Annotated in this window: 10 protein-coding genes and 6 pseudogenes; 13 read left to right on the top strand and 3 right to left on the bottom strand. The window is 36.4% G+C overall.

The window, feature by feature from the left end; all coding sequences use genetic code 11:
- The first annotated feature begins 103 nt into the window (after window positions 1-103).
- Window positions 104-343, top strand: a complete 240-nt coding sequence (locus RM539_RS20065) for a glycogen/starch/alpha-glucan phosphorylase (RefSeq protein ID WP_432264608.1) — start codon at window positions 104-106, stop codon at window positions 341-343.
- 375 nt (window positions 344-718) lie between these two features.
- Here RM539_RS20065 and RM539_RS04600 read toward each other — a convergent pair.
- Together RM539_RS04600 and RM539_RS04605 are read right to left on the bottom strand one after the other, a co-directional pair.
- A pseudogene (locus RM539_RS04600) lies at window positions 719-1315 on the bottom strand (IS1595 family transposase); the annotation flags it as partial.
- Window positions 1316-1348: 33 nt separating this feature from the next.
- Window positions 1349-2707 (bottom strand): vanadium-dependent haloperoxidase, encoded by a 1359-nt coding sequence (locus RM539_RS04605; protein ID WP_311502258.1) that lies wholly within the window; start codon window positions 2705-2707, stop codon window positions 1349-1351.
- Between the two features lie 784 nt (window positions 2708-3491).
- On the opposite strand from RM539_RS04605, the gene RM539_RS04610 reads away from it, so the two are divergent.
- The 12 genes and pseudogenes from RM539_RS04610 (at window position 3492) to RM539_RS04665 (ending at window position 17207) form a co-directional block, all read left to right on the top strand.
- Entirely contained in the window at window positions 3492-3800 is a 309-nt protein-coding gene (locus RM539_RS04610; RefSeq protein ID WP_311502259.1) for a hypothetical protein, read from the top strand.
- Between the two features lie 1085 nt (window positions 3801-4885).
- Entirely contained in the window at window positions 4886-6688 is a 1803-nt protein-coding gene (locus tag RM539_RS04615) for a UxaA family hydrolase (protein WP_311502260.1), read from the top strand.
- A pseudogene (locus RM539_RS04620) lies at window positions 6678-7084 on the top strand (SDR family NAD(P)-dependent oxidoreductase). The gene RM539_RS04615 and the pseudogene RM539_RS04620 overlap by 11 nt, the downstream one beginning before the upstream one ends.
- Window positions 7085-7163: 79 nt before the next feature.
- Window positions 7164-7289 carry an SDR family oxidoreductase gene (locus RM539_RS04625; protein ID WP_311502261.1) on the top strand — a complete coding sequence of 42 codons (126 nt, stop codon included), beginning with the start codon at window positions 7164-7166 and terminating at the stop codon, window positions 7287-7289.
- Window positions 7286-8140: pseudogene (locus tag RM539_RS04630) on the top strand (fumarylacetoacetate hydrolase family protein). Before RM539_RS04625 ends, RM539_RS04630 begins: the two are co-directional and overlap by 4 nt.
- A 49-nt stretch (window positions 8141-8189) precedes the next feature.
- Window positions 8190-10271, top strand: a complete 2082-nt coding sequence (locus RM539_RS04635; protein ID WP_311502262.1) for an alpha-L-fucosidase — start codon at window positions 8190-8192, stop codon at window positions 10269-10271.
- Window positions 10271-11049 (top strand): annotated as a pseudogene (locus RM539_RS04640) (SDR family oxidoreductase). Before RM539_RS04635 ends, RM539_RS04640 begins: the two are co-directional and overlap by 1 nt.
- 4 nt (window positions 11050-11053) lie before the next feature.
- The gene (locus tag RM539_RS04645; RefSeq protein ID WP_311502263.1) at window positions 11054-11398 is read left to right on the top strand and encodes an L-rhamnose mutarotase; all 345 of its coding nucleotides are present in this window, start codon (window positions 11054-11056) and stop codon (window positions 11396-11398) included.
- Between the two features lie 35 nt (window positions 11399-11433).
- Window positions 11434-12740, top strand: a pseudogene (fucP, locus tag RM539_RS04650) (L-fucose:H+ symporter permease).
- Window positions 12740-13906 carry an alpha-hydroxy acid oxidase gene (locus tag RM539_RS04655; RefSeq protein ID WP_311502264.1) on the top strand — a complete coding sequence of 389 codons (1167 nt, stop codon included), beginning with the start codon at window positions 12740-12742 and terminating at the stop codon, window positions 13904-13906. Before fucP ends, RM539_RS04655 begins: the two are co-directional and overlap by 1 nt.
- An 83-nt stretch (window positions 13907-13989) precedes the next feature.
- On the top strand, window positions 13990-15243 hold the full coding sequence (locus RM539_RS04660) for an ROK family transcriptional regulator (RefSeq protein ID WP_311502265.1): 1254 nt from the start codon (window positions 13990-13992) through the stop codon (window positions 15241-15243).
- A gap of 10 nt (window positions 15244-15253) precedes the next feature.
- Window positions 15254-17207: pseudogene (locus RM539_RS04665) on the top strand (6-phosphogluconolactonase).
- A gap of 6 nt (window positions 17208-17213) precedes the next feature.
- Here the strand turns inward: RM539_RS04665 and RM539_RS04670 are convergent.
- On the bottom strand, window positions 17214-18002 hold the full coding sequence (locus tag RM539_RS04670) for an AraC family transcriptional regulator (RefSeq protein WP_311502266.1): 789 nt from the start codon (window positions 18000-18002) through the stop codon (window positions 17214-17216).
- Window positions 18003-18317 lie beyond the last annotated feature (315 nt).

Raw genomic sequence — 18317 nt, forward strand, 5'->3', positions numbered from 1 at the left:
CAGGCATTGGGCATAGAAATTAATGATTTACTATAGTTAGGATATGGAACAGGTTTAGATAAATTGGGGCTGGCAAGGCTGCCTGTTATGAATAAAACGTACAATTAAGAAATGCTTTAGACATTATGGTTTCGGGAAAATTTCTGATGGAGACACAGAATTGTTTAGGCCAATTAATAAGAATCTCCTGCAGCAGGATCCATACCTGTTATTGAAGAATTACCAGTCTTATCTTGATTATCAGGAACAACTTCATAAATTGTGGAGTAATAAAGAAGAATGGACACGAAAATCGATTCTTAATATTGCGGGAAGAGAAAATTTTCTCCCACCATTCTCTTGAAAAAGACCACCGCATAGATACTTGTCTATCCACTTCTCCATAAAGCTTTTGAGTGATTGGATAAAGCAACTCCAGGTTCAGGGCTTCTTTTAAACGTCTGTAGAAATTTTCTTTTGGAATCTGGTCACTTACTGGTCACTTAACCGGAAGGAAGTGAAGAGTTTCCTGGTAATTTTTCTTACACGACCCCTGTTATTTTTCTATTTACACACCTTATGAGATAGTCCTTCTTAAAAATAAATTTAAGGTAAGTTATAGGATTATACCTTTCCTTTTTCCTTGTTGGGTGCATTATATCTTTTCAGTAAAGCACGTCCCGATTTAGATCGGAGTACAGTTTTCAGAACTTGGTTTCTAACCACGCGACACCAGAGAACTCTTTTCATCTATCGATTCGCGTATCGTTTGATCTGTTGAGAACCTTTGCCTTAAAATAAACGGCCTATCTTGATTTCTTCCCGGTCTTTATATTTTCCAAAGGAGTGGATTCAGTCATGATGGCCACATTTCGTTTTCCGGCAGCTCTCCGGGCAAGTATCCCTTTATCCTGTTCTACTTCAGATGATTCCACAGTAAAGTAGCCCTCGTCCATCTCGATCATCCCTTCTAAGTATAGCGGGCGTCCCTGTTACCCATTTTTTTCGTATTTTGTGCACCATCGCCCAGACCGGTTCATATCTTTTTAGGCCCAGCTGGGTCTGAATCTCTTTGCTGAAAAATCCTTTTTTAGTGGCACTCATCAAAAACATGGTTTTGTACCAAGTCAAAAAAGATAGTTTTGAACTTTTCATGATGGTCCCGCTGCGAAGGGATATCCTACTCCTGCATTGTTTGCACTCGTAGCTCCACCTGCTTTTGATCCAAAAGTGTTCCTTGGCTCTCACATTTGCAAACAACACTCTGCTTATCCCACTGCTCCTTAAAAATAATAAAAGATAAGTTTAGCTTGTGATAAATCTTACAAATTTTCAGGTATTAGTGAGATCGCGGCTAAAAGCTTTCAAGCTAATGATTAACCAAATTATCCTTTTCAATATCTTTATTGGACATTATTAAATTATGATTAATATAATTTCCGACAGCTTTTCCTTGTTCTAAACCAACCTCAATTGCTGCTCTATAATGAATACCACCATATAAACGACTATTTGCAGCTTCTAACGATGCATGGAAAAAAGAGTGAAAGGATCTAACAGGTAAGCCGTATTCTATTTCTGTATCATCATCAAATTCAAAATTATCACCAAATATTTCGGTAAGAACGGTAGCTGCCGAACCTGATATTACAGAATGTCCACTGGTATATTCCGGAAAAGGTGGAGTTTGAAGAACAGATTTCCAATCTTCATTTATAAATTTATTAATTAAGGTTTCTGGTCTTACCAGATTGCTTCTATATTTTTCATCCCAACAACTAATAAAACCGTCAGCAATCGCAATAGAGGTTTTGGTATACGTGTAAATCGATTTGCCCATATCAGCCCCTGTTTTCTCACATGCTATTTGGGTGATACCAATCCAATGTCCGCCTGGAGTAATTTTTTTCGTGGCAAACATCAAATGGCCTTTATTAACAGAAACATAAGGATTGCAATCCCAGAACTTAGCAATAGCCATTTTTTCATCTTTATTTTCACTTTTTCCCATTTCATTTCGCACTTCGTATACTTCCATTAATTGCTTGTGAAATATACTACCTGGTTCCATTGAAAATTCCGGCGGAGGAATTGGTTTAAATTGATTGGAAGAGTCAAGAACGAAAGGACGTATCTTATGCCAATTTGGTTCTATTCCATCCATATAAGCCGGTGGAGTTGGTTTCCATCTACTTACATCGTCGGTTTGCACAACAAATTTAGGCATAGTTCTGGTTTCTTTGTAATTGTCCCGTTGCATCCAATCTTTAATGTGATTGGCTATAATCAACCCGTAAGCTTCCGAAACAGTGAAAACTTCTTCATTTTTATCTTTCCAGGATTGAAATAAGCTATCTCTTTTTTGAATTAATATATCTTCGGAAAAAACTAAACTTCGACCTATTTCATAGAAAGCTACCAATGCTGCAATACTCGGATCAATCACCTTGGAATCAGGTTGAGGCGGAGCGGTTAGACCATTCAATTGTTTTTCTAAACTTACATAATCTGAATTAAATTGAGCTATAACTTCATAAGCGGCAATGTTGGAGTATGCATAAATTCGACTAGCTACTGGTGGCGAAAAAATATCATATACCATAGTTTTAGTAAGATATTCATTAGCCTCATGAAGAGATTTTGATTTAACATCTATTGTACTTTCAGTCTTTTTACAAGAACTGAAAAAAGAAACCAGAACGAGAAGTAAATTAAATCTTTTTAACATTCTAAAAAGTAATAAATTAATTAGTAGTAGACTACGAATCGGAATATATAGCTGGATTGCTATTAGAAATGAAAAGGCATAGATATATAAACAAAATTTTAACAAAATTACAAAAATTTATATAATTTAAGAAATTTAAACGGTACTGTATGTGACACAAATTGTTCGACTGTGGGATATTAAGATCAACTAGGTCTAAGTAATTCTTTATAATTTGCTTTTGGAAAAGTTTTGCTTTTAGAATATCACCTGCCTGGCTATAGCTATTCTTAATTTTTCCGGAACATTATAAATCCCATCACTCCTTAATTAAATTACATAACGATAAAATTATCTTTAATTGATTACCTCTTCATATTTGTTTTTTTGTTATTGCTTTAGGAACCGTTTTTTTACGTTTCCAGGAAATCCGGCCTGGATTTCACTGAATATTTTCTATAAGGGAGAACTATGCTATGGTGGTTACTTGGGATTTCCATGGTAGCCACTAAATTTTCTAGAGATACACCAAATCTTGTGACCGACATAGTTCGTAATCAGGGGGTAGTCAGAAACTGGGGATAGTGGGAATTTTTGCTTACAGGATTACTTACAGTTTTTGTATGCAAAATTGTGGAGAGGATCCGGAGTTACAACCGATATTTAATTTTATGAACTAAAGTACAGTGGGAATGATGCAACCTTGTATCCAATTGAAACTGTGGGGATAGCCGGCTTGTTACCGTAATATTTAGTGCTGTGGGAGGATTTAAAGGAGTGGTATATACTGATTTCTTATTGTTTTTTGTCGCTATCACAGGTAGGGGCTGCAATTTATTGCGTAAACCTGCCGGAAGTCGGGGGAATTGAAAGTTTGATGGCAAACAAAGACGTCACGGATAAACTTTCCATTTTACCAGATTTTTCCATTACTGAACTTTTAATTACTTTATTCATCATCCCTCTGGCAGTGCAATGGTGGTGTCCTGGTGCAGAATCCGGCGGAGGTGGTTATATTATGCAGAGGATGCTGACTGCTAAAAATGAAAATCATGCAATTTGGGTAACCTTCTTTTTCAATATACTTCATTATGAGTTTCGACCCTTGCCCTGAATCCTGGTTGCGTTAGCCTCTCTTGCTGTATACCCTGATCTGGCCAGTTTGCAGGAGGCATTTCCAAATATTTCTGAGGATAAACTTGGTCATGATCTGGCATATTCTGCAATGCTTACCAAGCTTCCATCCGGATTATTGGGGGGAGTGATTACCAGTTTGGTGGCGGCCCATATGTCTACAATCTCTACTCATTTAAACTGGGGGTCCTCCTATATTGTAAGTGATTTTATGGCAGATATATCAAAAGGAATGCTTCCTAGAAAGAACTGGTTAATGTTGGTCAAATCTCTACAGTTCTGCTTATTCTTTTTTCGGCTTTGTTGGCGCTTGCACTTTAAAATGCTTTGCAACTATCCAATATTATTTTAATGTTTGGTGCAGGAACAGGATTAATATTCATTCTCAGATGGTTTTGGTGCGAATAAATGCCTGGAGTGAAATATCGGCAATGTTGATATCAGGAATCTTCTCCATTTTATTAAATCTTAGTGACCTTGGGGTTTATCTTTTTGGTGGGCCAACGCTGAAGGCGGAGTAAATTATACTGGTTTATTTTCCGAATATATGATGTATCCTTTTTAGTTTTACTAACTACTCTTGTATGGCTTCGGGTTACATTTCTTCCCGAACCTGAAGATGAAAAGACCTTAATTAATTTTTATCGGAAGATCAGGCCCGGTGGGCCAGGCTGGAAAAGAATTATAGAAAAATCCAATCTGAGTGATAAAGTAGTTAACGAAAAATGGAATGTTCCTTCGGGCCTGGCAGCAACTTTTGTAGGCTGTATAGTTATTTATAGCGCATTATTTGCAACAGGATATTGGATATATGGAAAACATTCGAGACAGTTATTCTTACTGTAGTTACCATTGTTGGAAGTTTGATTTTAAGAAAACTGTGGGCATCTATTAAAGAAATCACTTTTTAAAAAATATAATTGGATTTCATCCCAAGTTTACCTCAATAATAAAATAAAATTATCAATCTTTCACTGTTGCAAATATTGTTTTATTCTCAGGATACTTAGTGCAATGTTAGGATACTTAAAACTGCTAATTTTGAATTGAATCTATCATTGTTAAATGGAAAAAATTTTACTTGTATCTAATAAGGACAATGTTGCTATTGGTTTTCAGGATCTGCCCTTCAAATCTATTTTATCTATCAATGGACATAATATTGAAGCTCAAGAAAATATTCCTGCTAAACATAAGATTTCTTTAGTAGACCTGAAATCTTTCAATAAGATTTTTATGTACTGTATGGATGTAGACCAGGCTAGATTACCTATTCCAAAAGGGAGCCTTCTAACAACTGAGAATGTGATGCATAGTGCAGGTAATTACAGCATTCCGGAACTTCCAATTTCTGACAATCAATTTGAAGAAAAGCAAAAAGTAACGGATAAAGTATTTGAAGGTTACCTCAGGGAAGATGTCCAGGTAGGAACTGCTAATTATTGGATTTTTATTCCGCTTGTTTTTTGTCAGAATCGGAATATTTCAATTTTAAAGGATGCTTTTGAAGCAGCTTTGGGGTATAAAAAGGAAAACCCTTATAAGTTGCAGTTAATGAACCTAATATATGGTGATAATGGAATAGAGGTTTTAGGTCAGGAATATTCTTTTGTCGAACCGCTTTTTCAGAATATTGACGGGCTTAAGTTTTTAGCTCATGAAGGAGGTTGTGGGGGGACGCGTGAATATTCCAAATTATTGGTTAAGTTATTATCAGGATACATTAAAAACCCCAATGTAGCGGGTGCTACTATCCTAAGTCTAGGCTGTCAGCATGCCCAATTCCGTTTGCTTGAGGAAGAATTAAATTTAAAGAATAATAGTAAAAAAATATTGTTTTTTGAGCAGCAACAGTTCGAAACAGAAAATAAAATGCTGTCAGAAGCTGTTTTGGAAACATTTCAAGAATTAAAAAAGGTGAACAATGTTCATCGTGTAAAGGCTCCGTTGAGTAAATTGTCTATTGGGATGGAATGTGGAGGTTCAGACGGGTTTTCGGGAATTCCAGCAAATCTTTTAATGGGAATTGTTGCCGATAAAGTTACTGCTTTAGGAGGTAAAATAATTTTATCTGAATTCCCGGAATTGTGTGGGGTAGAACAAAATATTATCAATCGATGTGCAAATAATCCAGTGGCTGAAAAGTTTGTTCGCCTAATGGAAAATTATAATAATAGAGCCAAAGCTACAGGATCTGGATTTGATATGAATCCTTCACCAGGAAATATCAACTACGGTCTCATTACAGACGCAATAAAATCGGCCGGTGCAGCCACAAAAGGAGGAAAGGGGCAAGTGAATGATGTCTTAGACTATGGTGAATACGCTGTTACTCCAGGCCTGAATTTACTATGTACTCCCGGCAATGATGTAGAATCTACCCCTGGCCTTGCCGGAGCCGGAGCAAATATTATCCTGTTTTCAACCGGCCTTGGAACGCCTACAGGTAACCCTGTTTGCCCTGTTATAAAGATCTCTTCAAATTCGAAATTGAAGAATAAAATGACGGATATTATCGATTTTGACGCCGGAAGAATTATATCGGAAGGAGCAGATCCATACAAATTGGCTGATGAGCTTTTAGAATTAGTTATCAAAGTAGCTAGTGGAACAAGAAAGCCTGTGCCCGAATTTTGCAACAGGATGATTTTATACCCTGGAAAAGAGGGGTTTCTCTATAAGATATTTATGAAACAAATTTTTAATTTAGAAGGTAAGACAGCAATAGTAACTGGAGGTGCCAGCGGAATTGGAAAAGCAATTTCGGAGAAGTTTATTGAACATGGAGGATTTGTGATTATCCTGGAATATGATGATTCAAAAATTGCCAATTTTCATGAAGAACATAGAAGTGGTTATGAATTTTAACAATGTGATATTTTACGTTTTAAAGAAGTGCAAAAATGTATTATCTGGAATTCAGAAAAAATACACAGTTGATATTCTGGTAAACAATGCCGGTGTTGCGCATATTGGAAATATTGAGCAGACGTCTGAAAAAGATCTTGATAGGGTCTACAATGCAAATATTAAAGGTATTTATAATTGTGTGTACGAAGTGATACCGGGGATGAAGGAAAGGAAAAGGGCTGTATACTTAATATGACCAGTATCGCTTCTGTAGTAGGTATTTCAGATCGGTTTGCTGATTCCATGTCTAAAGGAGCTGTCTTGACGATGACTTACTCGATAGCAAAGGATTATGTTGATTTTGGTATAAGGTCTAATTGCATATCTCTAGCCGGTGCATACTCCGTTTGTTGATGGTTTTCTGAAAGAAAATTATTCTGGTAAGGAAGAAGAAATGCTTGAAAAATTATCAAAAACCTAGCCTATTGGAAGAATGGGATCCCCGGAAGAAATAGCATTTCTGGCTCTCTATTTGTGTTCTGACGAAGCGTCCTTTATTACCGGTTCTAATTATTCAATAGATAGATGGAGGGTTTATAAATTTAAACAGCTAATATGAAATTAATAAGGTTCGGTGAGCCCGGAAAAGAGAAACCGGGTGTAAAATTGCATAATGGAAAGAGGATTGATGTATCTTCTTTTTGTAAGGATTACAGCGAACAATTCTTTGATGGTGGGGGGCTTGCAAAATTAAGTTCTTTGTTGATGCATAACTTTGAGAGTAGTAGGGAAATTGCCAAATCAGAGCGCCTGGGTCCACCTATTGGTAGACCTTCCAAAGTAATTTGTGTTGGTCTTAGCTACGTAAAACATGCAGAAGAAACCGGGCAGAATTACCCAATAAGCCAATTATTTTTTTTAAAGCCACATCAGCAATTGTAGGACCATTTGATGATCTGATCATCCCTAAGAACAGCAATAAAATCGATTGGGAGGTGGGAGCTTGGAGTTGTAATCGGAAAAAAGAAAAGTTACGTCAGGGAGGACAATGCTATGGATTATGTTGCAGGATATTTGTTGCATAACGATTATAGTGAGCGGGAATTTCAGATTGAACGTGGTGGACAGTGGGTAAAAGGAAAAAGTTGCGATACTTTCGCGCCTTTAGGACCTTATTTTGTAACTAAGGATGAGATTGCAAATCCGCACAATCTTAATTTATGGTTAAAGCTAAATGGAAAAATAATGCAGCAAAGTAATACTTCAGGTTTTATTTTTGGAATACAATCTTTAGTGAGCTATTTGAGCAAATTTATGACCTTGCTACCCGGCGACGTTATTTCAACAGGTACTCCTTCGGGTGTTGGGTTAGGTCAAAAACCACCTTTGTACATAAAGCCGGGAGATGAAGTCGAACTTGGAATTGACCAATTGGGAGTTTCAAAGCAAAATGTAAAGTCCTACATGTAGTTTTAGAAATTCAGAAAGATTATAGATTTAAAAATTAAATAAAGTTCAGGTGCAGATTTTAAAAAGTGTTTTCATATTTAGTTTAGTTGTAATTGGATTGCTTGGATGTGTAAGGGCCCCTCAAATTGAACCTGTTGGGCCTCTACCATCTCAACGCCAATTAGAGTGGTATGAAATGGAATACTATGGATTTATTCATTTCAATATGAACACATTTACCAATAAAGAGTGGGGGGAAGGAAGTGAATCCCCTGATCTATTTGATCCAAAAAATATGGATACCGATCAATGGGCACGAGTAATGAAAAATGCCGGTATGACAGGTGTTATCATTACAGCTAAACATCATGACGGTTTCGCGCTTTGGCCTACTGAAACAACTGAACATTCGGTTAAAAATTCCCCATGGAAAAACGGAGAGGGTGATATAATTAAAGAGCTGGCGGAATCTTGTGAAAAGTACGGTCTTAAGATGGGGGTATATTTATCACCATGGGATCGTAATCATCCAGATTATGGTACCGATGCTTATATAGAAGATTTTGTAACTCAGTTAACTGAGTTGCTCTCAAATTACGGTCCTATTTTTGAGGTTTGGTTTGATGGTGCAAATGGTGGCTCAGGGTATTATGGAGGCGCAAACGAAACGAGAAAAATAGATCATCGCACTTATTATCAGTGGGATCGGGTTTTTGACACCGTTAGAAAATATCAGCCAGATGCCGTGATTTTTGGAGATAACGGTCCGGATGTTCGCTGGATAGGTAATGAAGCCGGCATCGCCGGAGAAACAAATTGGAGTATTATAAAAAAGGATGAAGTCTATGCCGGTTCAGGTCGTTATGCAGAACTTCAATTTGGACATGAAGATGGAACTCATTTTGTACCTGGTGAAGTCGATGTTTCCATCAGGCCAGGTTGGTACTATCATCCCTCCGAAGATAACCAGGTAAAAAATCTTAATGAGTTGCTGGATATTTATTACAACTCCATTGGTAGAAATGCGTCATTACTATTAAACGTACCGGTTAATGATGAAGGAGTAATACCAGAAGAAGATATTGTCGCCCTGAATAAATTGAAGGAAAGACTGGACGAGGTATTTAATGAAAATATAGCTTTAAGTGGTAATGTAGAGGCTTCTTCTTTTAGAAAAGGTTACGAACCTAATAATGTAATTGATGAAGTAACTGGGTCTTTCTGGATGCCTACATCAGGTTCGAATAACCCGTGGCTGACAATTAATTTTGAAAAAGAAAAGCTAATCAACAGATTCGTAATTCAGGAGTTTATAGAAAAAGGTCAGCGGGTTAAGAAATTTAAGGTTGAAGCAATGATCGACGGGGAATGGCAAATAATTGAAGAGCAAACTACTATAGGCTATAAAAGGATTTTGCGATTAAATGCATTAAAAACCAATGAAATAAGAGTAACTATATTAGAGAAGAAAGACACTCCGCTTATCTCTAATATAGGTCTGTATTATGCACCACCAATTTTGGACGCACCTAAAATTTCCAGAAACTCCAGAGGAGAAATTGAAATCTCTTCAGGTCCCGAAACCAAAATATTTTATGAGGTAAATACGTCAGGAAAACCAGATAGCAGTTCAAAGGAATATTCAGAAGCATTCAAATTTGCAGAGTCTGCACAGATTTCAGCCATTAGCTATGACCCCTTTACTAATAAATATAGCGAAACATCTAAGGTAAGTATTAATCCTGCTAAGAATAAATGGAGACCCATTGATACTACGAGAAACGTAATTCGGAAATTTTACCGGATTATTGATGAGAACCCAAATAGTACCGGTAGTTTTTCAATGAATAAAGAAATTCTAATTGACATGGGTGAAAATAGGAAATTAAACGGATTTAGTTATCTGCCTCCTAAAGATCTTACAGAACAGATTATTACAGAATATGAGTTTTCAACTAGTGAAGATGGTGAAAACTGGACGGTCGCAAAGAAAGGTGAATTTGGCAACATTAAGAACAATCCAATTTTACAGGAAGTACGGTTTAAGGAAAGAGAAGCTAGGTATTTAAGATTAAAAGCTTTGCAAACAGTTGGTTCTGGTGAAGAATATGGTATTTCTGAATTAGCAATTTTAAATGAAAAATCAGAGTAGTGGATCTCAGAATTAAGGGTAAAGTTTTCATTATTACCGGAGGTGCCGCTGGTATAGGAGGAGGTGTAAGTGAGCAAATAGCCAGAGAAGGAGGAATTCCTGTATTTGTAGACCGTGATAAAGAAAAAGGGGAGAAAATGGAAAAGCTTCTAGGGAAGTTTGCTGAAGCCTACCTATTTATTCCCGCAGATCTTGCAAATGAAGAGATCTATGAAAATGTGGTTGATGAAGCAATAGCCAAATTTGGAAGAATTGATGGCTTGGTTAATAATGCCGGAGTAAATGATGGAATAGGGCTTTCCTCCAGCGTTTCAGAATTCAAAAATTCGTTTAATAATAACCTCATTCATTTTTTGGTATGGCGAAGTTCTGTTTACCCCACCTGAAAAATAATAAGGGCAACATTTTAAATATTTCCTCTAAGGTGGCATTTGCTGGTCAGGGTGGTACTTCCGGATATGCAGCGGCTAAAGGAGCGCAACTTGGTTTAACCAGGGAATGGGCGGCTGAATTGGCCAGCTTCGGAATAAGAGTTAATGCTATAGTTCCAGCTGAAGTAATGACACCTCAATATGAAGAATGGGTTAAAGCTCAAAAGAATGCTGAATCTAAACTGGAGGAAATTCAAAAGCTAATTCCCTTAGAGAACAGGTTTACGACTATTGAGGAAGTAGTCGATTTTGCAGTTTACATTCTGTCAAATAGGGCAGCACACATTACAGGACAGTTTTTCTCTGTTGACGGTAGATATTTGCATTTAGACAGGGCTCTTAGATAATCGAATGAAACATTCAAAAAAAATATTTGTATTGGATTTAAAGGATAATCCGCATCTTATTGCAGAATATCTAGAACATCATAAAAATGTTTGGCCCGAGGTTCTAGAAACTTTCGAGCTAAAGGGAATTGAAGAGATGGAGGTATATCATGTTTATGACAGATTGGTGATGGTTATAAATATTAATGAAAATTATGATGGTTCAGACAAAAATCTAACTGAAAAAGCCATAGCAATTACCGATGAATGGGAAAAGCTGATGTGGAAGTATCAGAAAGCTGTACCGGAAGCAAAAAAAGGTCAAAAATGGGTAGAAATGAAACCTATCTTTAAATATCCCAAATTTTAAATTCGAGAGTTCTGAAGAATTGCTAGTTGAAATTAATGGAAAATCAGGGAAAATCAAATAAACTCATACCTAATAAAAACCTGTTCAGTTTCATATTAATCACCTCGCTTTTCGCATTATGGGGTTTTGCCAATTCCGTAACAGATCCTATGGTGCAGGCTTTCAAAAAAGTTTTGGAACTTAGTAATTCCGAAGCAGCTTGGGTTCAGATGGCCTTTTATGGCGGATACTTTTGTATGGCTCTTCCCGCTGCCTTATTTGTTAGAAAATTTAGCTATAAAACAGGTATCTTAATTGGATTGGCTCTGTATGCAGGTGGCGCGCTTTTATTTTATCCAGCAGCAATATATGAGCAATTCTGGTTTTTTTGTCTTGGCCTCTATATTTTAACCTTTGGTTTGGCTTTTTTGGAAACTACGGCAAATCCATATATTCTTTCCATGGGTTCACCAAAAACCTCCACGCAGCGCTTAAATTTTGCACAGGCATTTAATCCCGTTGGTTTGTTAGCCGGGTTATTAGTAGCCCAATTTTATGTATTGAACAAGCTAAGATCCAATGATCTGGAAAGTTTTTCAGTCTTATCTGAGGCACAAAAAGACGCTGTTCGAACTTCAGATTTAATGACAATAAGATATCCTTATGTAATTCTTGGTGTCGTGGTACTGCTTATGTTTTTCCTTATTCTTTTCAGTAAAATGCCTCAGGTGAAAAGTAAAAATGGACTCCCACCTCTTAGGAAGAGCTTTCTAAGTCTTTTTAAAAGAAAACGGTATACCTATGGAGTTTGGTCTCAGATGTTTTATGTGGGTGTTCAGATCATGTGCTGGACATACATTTACCAGTATGCAGAGTCAATTGGTATTTCTGGTAGTACGGCAGCAAATTATCAGATTGCAGTATTTGTTCTGTTCGCTGTGGGTAGAGCTATTGGGACATGGATCTTAAGATTTGTGAGTTCTGGAAAATTACTTTGGATATTTGCCTTGTTAGGGGGGATGTCCTGTTTAGGAGTAATTTTCATCAATGTGTATCTATTAGTTTCCATTTCGCTTTTTTTATCTGTAATGTTCCCTACCATTTATGGAATTGCTCTGGAAAATTTTTCTGAGGATGATGCTAAAATTGGTGCAGCCGGGTTGGTTATGGCTATCGTTGGAGGAGCCTTAATGCCTAAACTGCAAGGCATGATTATCGATTTGGGGGGTATGCAGTAGATGATGTGGAAATAATTGGTGTGCCAGAGGTGAATTTTTCTTTTTTTCTTCCCCTCATATGTCTGATGGTGATTTTTCTTTACGGCAGATTTAGCGCTAAATTGGAATTAAAGGACACACAATAATGGCTTTTGATAATCAATATCCTTCAGTACAAGATTTGCGGAAAAAAGCAAAGGAGCGCATGCCGGCTTTTGCTTTTGAATATCGAGGCTGTAATGAAGATGTGAATATTACCAGAAATACAGCGGAGATTAGGGAGGTGCAGCTGGAACCACGATATCTTCGGAATTATAGAGAAAGCTCCACTAAAACAAGTATTTTGGGAATGGAGTTCGATGCTCCCTTTGGAATTGCTCCTGTAGGTTTACAGGGATTAATGTGGCGCAATTCACCACAAATTCTGTCAAAAGCGGCTTATAAGCACAATATTCCTTTCATTTTAAGTACGGTGACTACTATGGATATTGAAGAAGGGAGCAGGATTACAGATGGTAGAGCCTGGTTTCAATTATACAACCCGGTTCAGGATGAGGTTAGGAATGATATTTTGAAACGAGCCAGCGATGCCGGATGTCCGGTGTTAATTTTACTTTGTGACGTTCCTACTTTTGGCTATCGGCCAAAGGATATAAGAAATGGTCTGGCACTTCCGCCAAAGATGTCTGCTAAGAACATTCTTCAGATACCCGGAAAGCCAATCTGGGCTTTTAATACGCTGAAATATGGTCATTCAACTTTTGAAAACCTGAAATCCTATACCCCGGAAGGGTTAAACCTGAAGCAATTGGGACGATTTATGGATAAAACCTTTTCCGGCAGGTTGAATGAAGATCTGATAAAACCTATTCGGGATAAATGGAAAGGTAAATTAATATTAAAAGGTGTCGCTTCGGAAAGAGATACAAAGGATGCCATAAGAATGGGATTCGATGGGATAATTGTTTCCAATCATGGAGGCAGACAATTGGACGCCGGGGAATCTACTATTAAATCTCTGCAAAGTATTGCGGGTAAGCATTGTGATCAGATTGAAATAATGATGGATAGCGGACTGCGATCCGGTCCGGATATTGCCCGCGCAATAGCCTGCGGTGCAAAATTTACATTCATGGGTAGATCATTCATGTATGGTGTGGGAGCATTGGGAAACAAAGGTGGTGACCATACTATCAGCATGATGAAAACCCAGTTTAAACAGGTGATGGAACAGCTGTGCTATGACCGTGTAGAATATTTACCAAAACATTTAGTAAGACAAAATGAGATAATTTCAAAGCTTGAAATTTAGAAGTTCTAATGTGGTTTTAGAGTAAAAATTGACATCAAGGTTTATAATACATAAGTATCGTGAATGAATTAACATCCCATCGTATGACAGAGCAGCTGTCTGATATCATTTTCAATAGAACTGATGTTAACGAGTTTAGTAAAGTCAAAAGGAAACGACTTCGTCAGTATCATGAAATAATTGTTTCCCTTTATAATAATGGATCCCTTTCCCTATCAGAAATGAGTGATAAATTGGGGATAAGTGTTCCTACCATAACAAATACCGCAAATTCTTTACTTGAACATAATATCTTAAAAAAGACTGGTACAGGCGAATCAAATGGGGGCAGGCGGCCGGAAGTATATGGACTAGTTGAAAATTTGTTCTATACCTTAAATGTTCATTTTGAAGACTCCAGAGTGCGAATTGTTTTATTAAACAGTCTTCGGAAAGTAATAGAGTCTGCCGAAATGGAATACAATGGTAAGAACTCTCCCAGTTCAATGATACAAGCTATATACAAACAAGTAGATCAAATTTTCAAAACATTTAAACTTCCCTTTGATAAAGTATTAGGAATTAGTGTTATAATGCCAGGTTTAATTAATTCAGAAGAAGGAAAGAACTATACCTATTATCTAAATGAAGATGTAACACAATCATTGGAAAAGAAATTTGAATCAAAATTTGATCTACCAGTAATCATAATGAATGATGTAAAAAGCTGTACGATCGCAGAATTTGTTCTAGGCAAGGCCAAAAATAAGCTTAACGCTCTTGTTATTTCAATGAATTGGGGAATAGGACTTGGGATAATAATGGGTGGTAAAATGCAATGGGGTAAAAACGGATTTTCAGGAGAATTTGGTCATATTCCGGTTCAGGAATTCGGGAAATTATGCCATTGTGGTAAGAGAGGATGTCTGGAAACTGAAGCTTCAGGTGAAGCGCTGGTTAAAAACGTCAGAAAGGAATTAAAAAATGGCCAGTTTTCCATAATCAATATGGATGGGAAAAAGATAGAAGATGTTAATCTTGATTCAATAATTGATGCGGCGAAAAAAGGAGATCAATTCGCAATAGATTGTATTTCGAAGGTTGGAGAGAACCTTGGGAAAGGTGTGGCAGTTTTGATACAGTTATTTAACCCCGAATCAATAATTATTCACGGCGTTTTTGCTGAAACCAAACAATTTATAACCACTCCAATGATGCAATCATTAAACACGCAATGTATGATGCAGCTTGTAGATCAAACTGAGTTTGAATTGTCTGATTTAGGCGCCGATTCTCCTGTTTTAGGAGGTTCAATTGCTATAGTTGATAAATTTTTCAATAAAACATACGAATTATAAACTTACTGAGATGAGCAGATTAAATTTTGTTGAAGAAACAAGGTATGAACGTCTTAAACTAACGGTATTTGAAGACAAAGAAACAGCTTCTGAAGCTGTAGCTCTGCGAATAGCTAACTTGATAGATGAACGGAAAGAACAGGGTAGGACCTGCGTTCTAGGCCTTGCAACCTGAACAACTCCGGTTCCGATTTATAAAGAATTAGTTCGTTTACATAAAAAAGAAAATTTAAGCTTTGATAGTGTCATAACTTTCAATCTGGATGAATATTATCCTATGAATCTTACAGGGGTATCCAAAGTCATGTTCGCTTCATGAATAAAAATCTATTTAATCATATTGACATAAAACGTGAGAACATTCATATCCCAGATGGACAGTTGAAGTTTAAGGAAATTCCTGCTTATTGTCTTGCTTAGGAAAATTTAATCAATCATTATGGGGCTTTTGATCTTCAAATTTTGGGAATTGGAAGAACAATTCATATAGGTTTCAATGAGCCTGGTTCAGCACCTAATTCGGGAACCCGATTGGTTACTCTTGATGATCTTACCAGAAGCGATGCAGCAAGAGACTTTGGCGGAAAAGAAAATGTTCCAAGAAAGCTATTACCATGGGTATAGGAACAATTTTAAAAGCTAAAGAAATTATTCTCCTGGCCTGGAGTCAAAAAAAGGCTCCTATTATAAAAGAGGCTGTTGAAGGTAAAGTCTCAGGCGAAGTGCCGGCCACCTATCTGCAATTGACAGACAATGTAGAATTTATCGTAGATAAGGATGCGGCTGGCCACAAACCTTACAAGATTTGACACGCCCTGGCTGGTAAAAGATTGTAACTGGAATTCAGGATTAGTTAAGAAAGCCGTCATCTGGCTTTCCAATAAAGTTGGAAAATCTATCTTAAAACTCACAGAAGCAGATTATAATTCTAATGGAATGGCTAAATTAATTACATCTGTAGGATCTGCTTACGATATTAACTTAAAAGTTTTTAATCAGCTACAACATACCATAACGGGCTGGCCAGGCGGAAAACCTAATGCAGATGATTCGCAGAGACCGGAAAGAGAATTTCCGCATCAAAAAAGATCTTTAATATTTAGTCCCCATCCGGATGATGACGTAATTTCCATGGGGGGTACTTTTATATGATTGGTAGACCAGGGGCATGATGTTTATGTTGCCTATCAAACTTCAGGTAACACAGCGGTTTGGAACAGTGATGTTCTTAGATATATGGAATTCGCCATCGATTTTGATAAAAGTATTGGTCTCAATTCCACTGAAATTAAAGAACAATATGAAGAAATGAAGTTGTTTTTTAATTCTAAAAAACCCAATCAGGTTGATTTAAAATCTGTTTTAAATGTCAAAGACTTTATTCGCAAAAGTGAGGCTTGCGCGGCAGCACGCTACACGGGTTTAAAAGATGAAAATATTCATTTTATGGAGTTACCGTTTATGAAACCGGGAAAATAATTAAAAACCCTCCAAAAAATGAAGATGTAGCACAAACTGTTGAGCTGCCCCAATCTATCAAACCTAATCAGATTTTTGCTGCAGGAGATTTTCAGGACCCCCACGGTACTCATATAGTTTGTTTTAAAATTATTTTAAAGGCATTGCAGGAATTAATAAATGAAGAGTGGGTAAAGGATTGCTGGCTATGGATGTATAGATGTGCCTGGCAGGAACTTCAAATTAATGAAATTGAAATGGCAGTTCCACTTTCACCCCAAGAGGTAGAACGCAAAAGAAATGCAATTTTTCAGCATACGTCTCAAAAAAATAAATCCATTTTTACAGGTGATGACGAAAGGGAATTCTCGGTGAGAGCTTATGAAAGAAACAAAGAGACTGCCGTTAATTACCATAAGCTTGGTTTGGTAAATTACGAAGTTATGGAAGCATTTGTAAAATTGCCTATAGAAGAAGTAGAAAAGAAATTAAAAGAAATTTCCTAAAAAGTATCAGTTGTATAAATATTCTGATGGAGTTTGGCCCTTGTTTTTTTTAAATATTCTGTTGAAATAAGAAAGATTGTTATAGCCTGATTTAAAACAGGCCATTGATATCACATTTTTGGTTTTCTCTAATTTCAGAATTTTACAGGCTCGATTAATTCGTATTTCATTTAAGTAGGTGATGTAAGTTTTGCCGGTTTTTTGTTTGAAAAACCGGCAAAAAGCGCTTTTGTTCATTCCTATTAAAGAGGCAACTGTATTTAGATCGATTTCCTGATCAAAATTACTCATTGTGTAGTCATTAATCTGCTTTATACGTTCATCTTTTATATCATAATTTTTTATACAATTGATGCCACCTAGTTTAGAATATCCACTATTGGTATCTAATTCGTTTAAAATGGCCAGAGTGTGCAGCGTGCAGGCATTAGGGGATTTATCGACTAAATCTAGCAGTTGTTTTTTAATTAATTTACTTGGAAATTGCTTGAATTTTAAACCATACTTAGAATTAGAGATAATTTCATCTAAAAATCCAAATTCGTTCTCTACCCTTGATAGTTTCTTTAAAAAATCTGGATTAAGGTATAGGATAAGTGCTTCTGAATCATAATCAAGCTCTGCATCACTTCTGAAAACGTGTGGCAGGTTTGATCCTAAAAGAAAGAGATCACCTTCATTAAATTCTCCAATGTAATCTCCAATTAAAGTAACTCCCTTGCCTTTTTTGATATAAACAAATTCCAACTCCGGGTGGTAGTGCCACAGATCTAGGAATCTTTTCTGTTTATGCATTAAACATTTTACATTGCTATAAATATCCTTGTGTAAAAGTTGTAATTTCATAATAAATCACTCTTATTTAAGATAAATTTAAGGTAAAAAGTAATTTCATTCAATGAAAATATTAAAGAAATTTTTAAACAAATTAAAATTTGTTTAAAAATAAGCTTTTATGATAATTATTTTAATATGTAAGATTACCTTTTGATGAAGTTATGCGATAAATAAAGTTTTTTTTCAAAAATTTTCATTTTGCAAATATTGTTCAAAGGATTGCAAAATTAAGCATCTACCTCGCCATTTTTTAATTTTAAATTTGATGTAACA

The sequence above is a fragment of the Autumnicola musiva genome (genome assembly GCF_031846585.1).
Classification (GTDB): Bacteria; Bacteroidota; Bacteroidia; order Flavobacteriales; family Flavobacteriaceae; genus Autumnicola; species Autumnicola musiva.

Bases quoted from the DNA above. Each gene is read 5' to 3' on its own strand.
- RM539_RS04615 (WP_311502260.1), top strand. From the start codon at position 4,886: ATGGAAAAAATTTTACTTGTATCTAATAAGGACAATGTTGCTATTGGT.
- RM539_RS04605 (WP_311502258.1), bottom strand. From the start codon at position 2,707: ATGTTAAAAAGATTTAATTTACTTCTCGTTCTGGTTTCTTTTTTCAGT.
- RM539_RS04670 (WP_311502266.1), bottom strand. From the start codon at position 18,002: ATGCATAAACAGAAAAGATTCCTAGATCTGTGGCACTACCACCCGGAG.
- RM539_RS04660 (WP_311502265.1), top strand. From the start codon at position 13,990: ATGACAGAGCAGCTGTCTGATATCATTTTCAATAGAACTGATGTTAAC.
- RM539_RS04625 (WP_311502261.1), top strand. From the start codon at position 7,164: ATGGGATCCCCGGAAGAAATAGCATTTCTGGCTCTCTATTTGTGTTCT.
- RM539_RS04655 (WP_311502264.1), top strand. From the start codon at position 12,740: ATGGCTTTTGATAATCAATATCCTTCAGTACAAGATTTGCGGAAAAAA.
- RM539_RS04645 (WP_311502263.1), top strand. From the start codon at position 11,054: ATGAAACATTCAAAAAAAATATTTGTATTGGATTTAAAGGATAATCCG.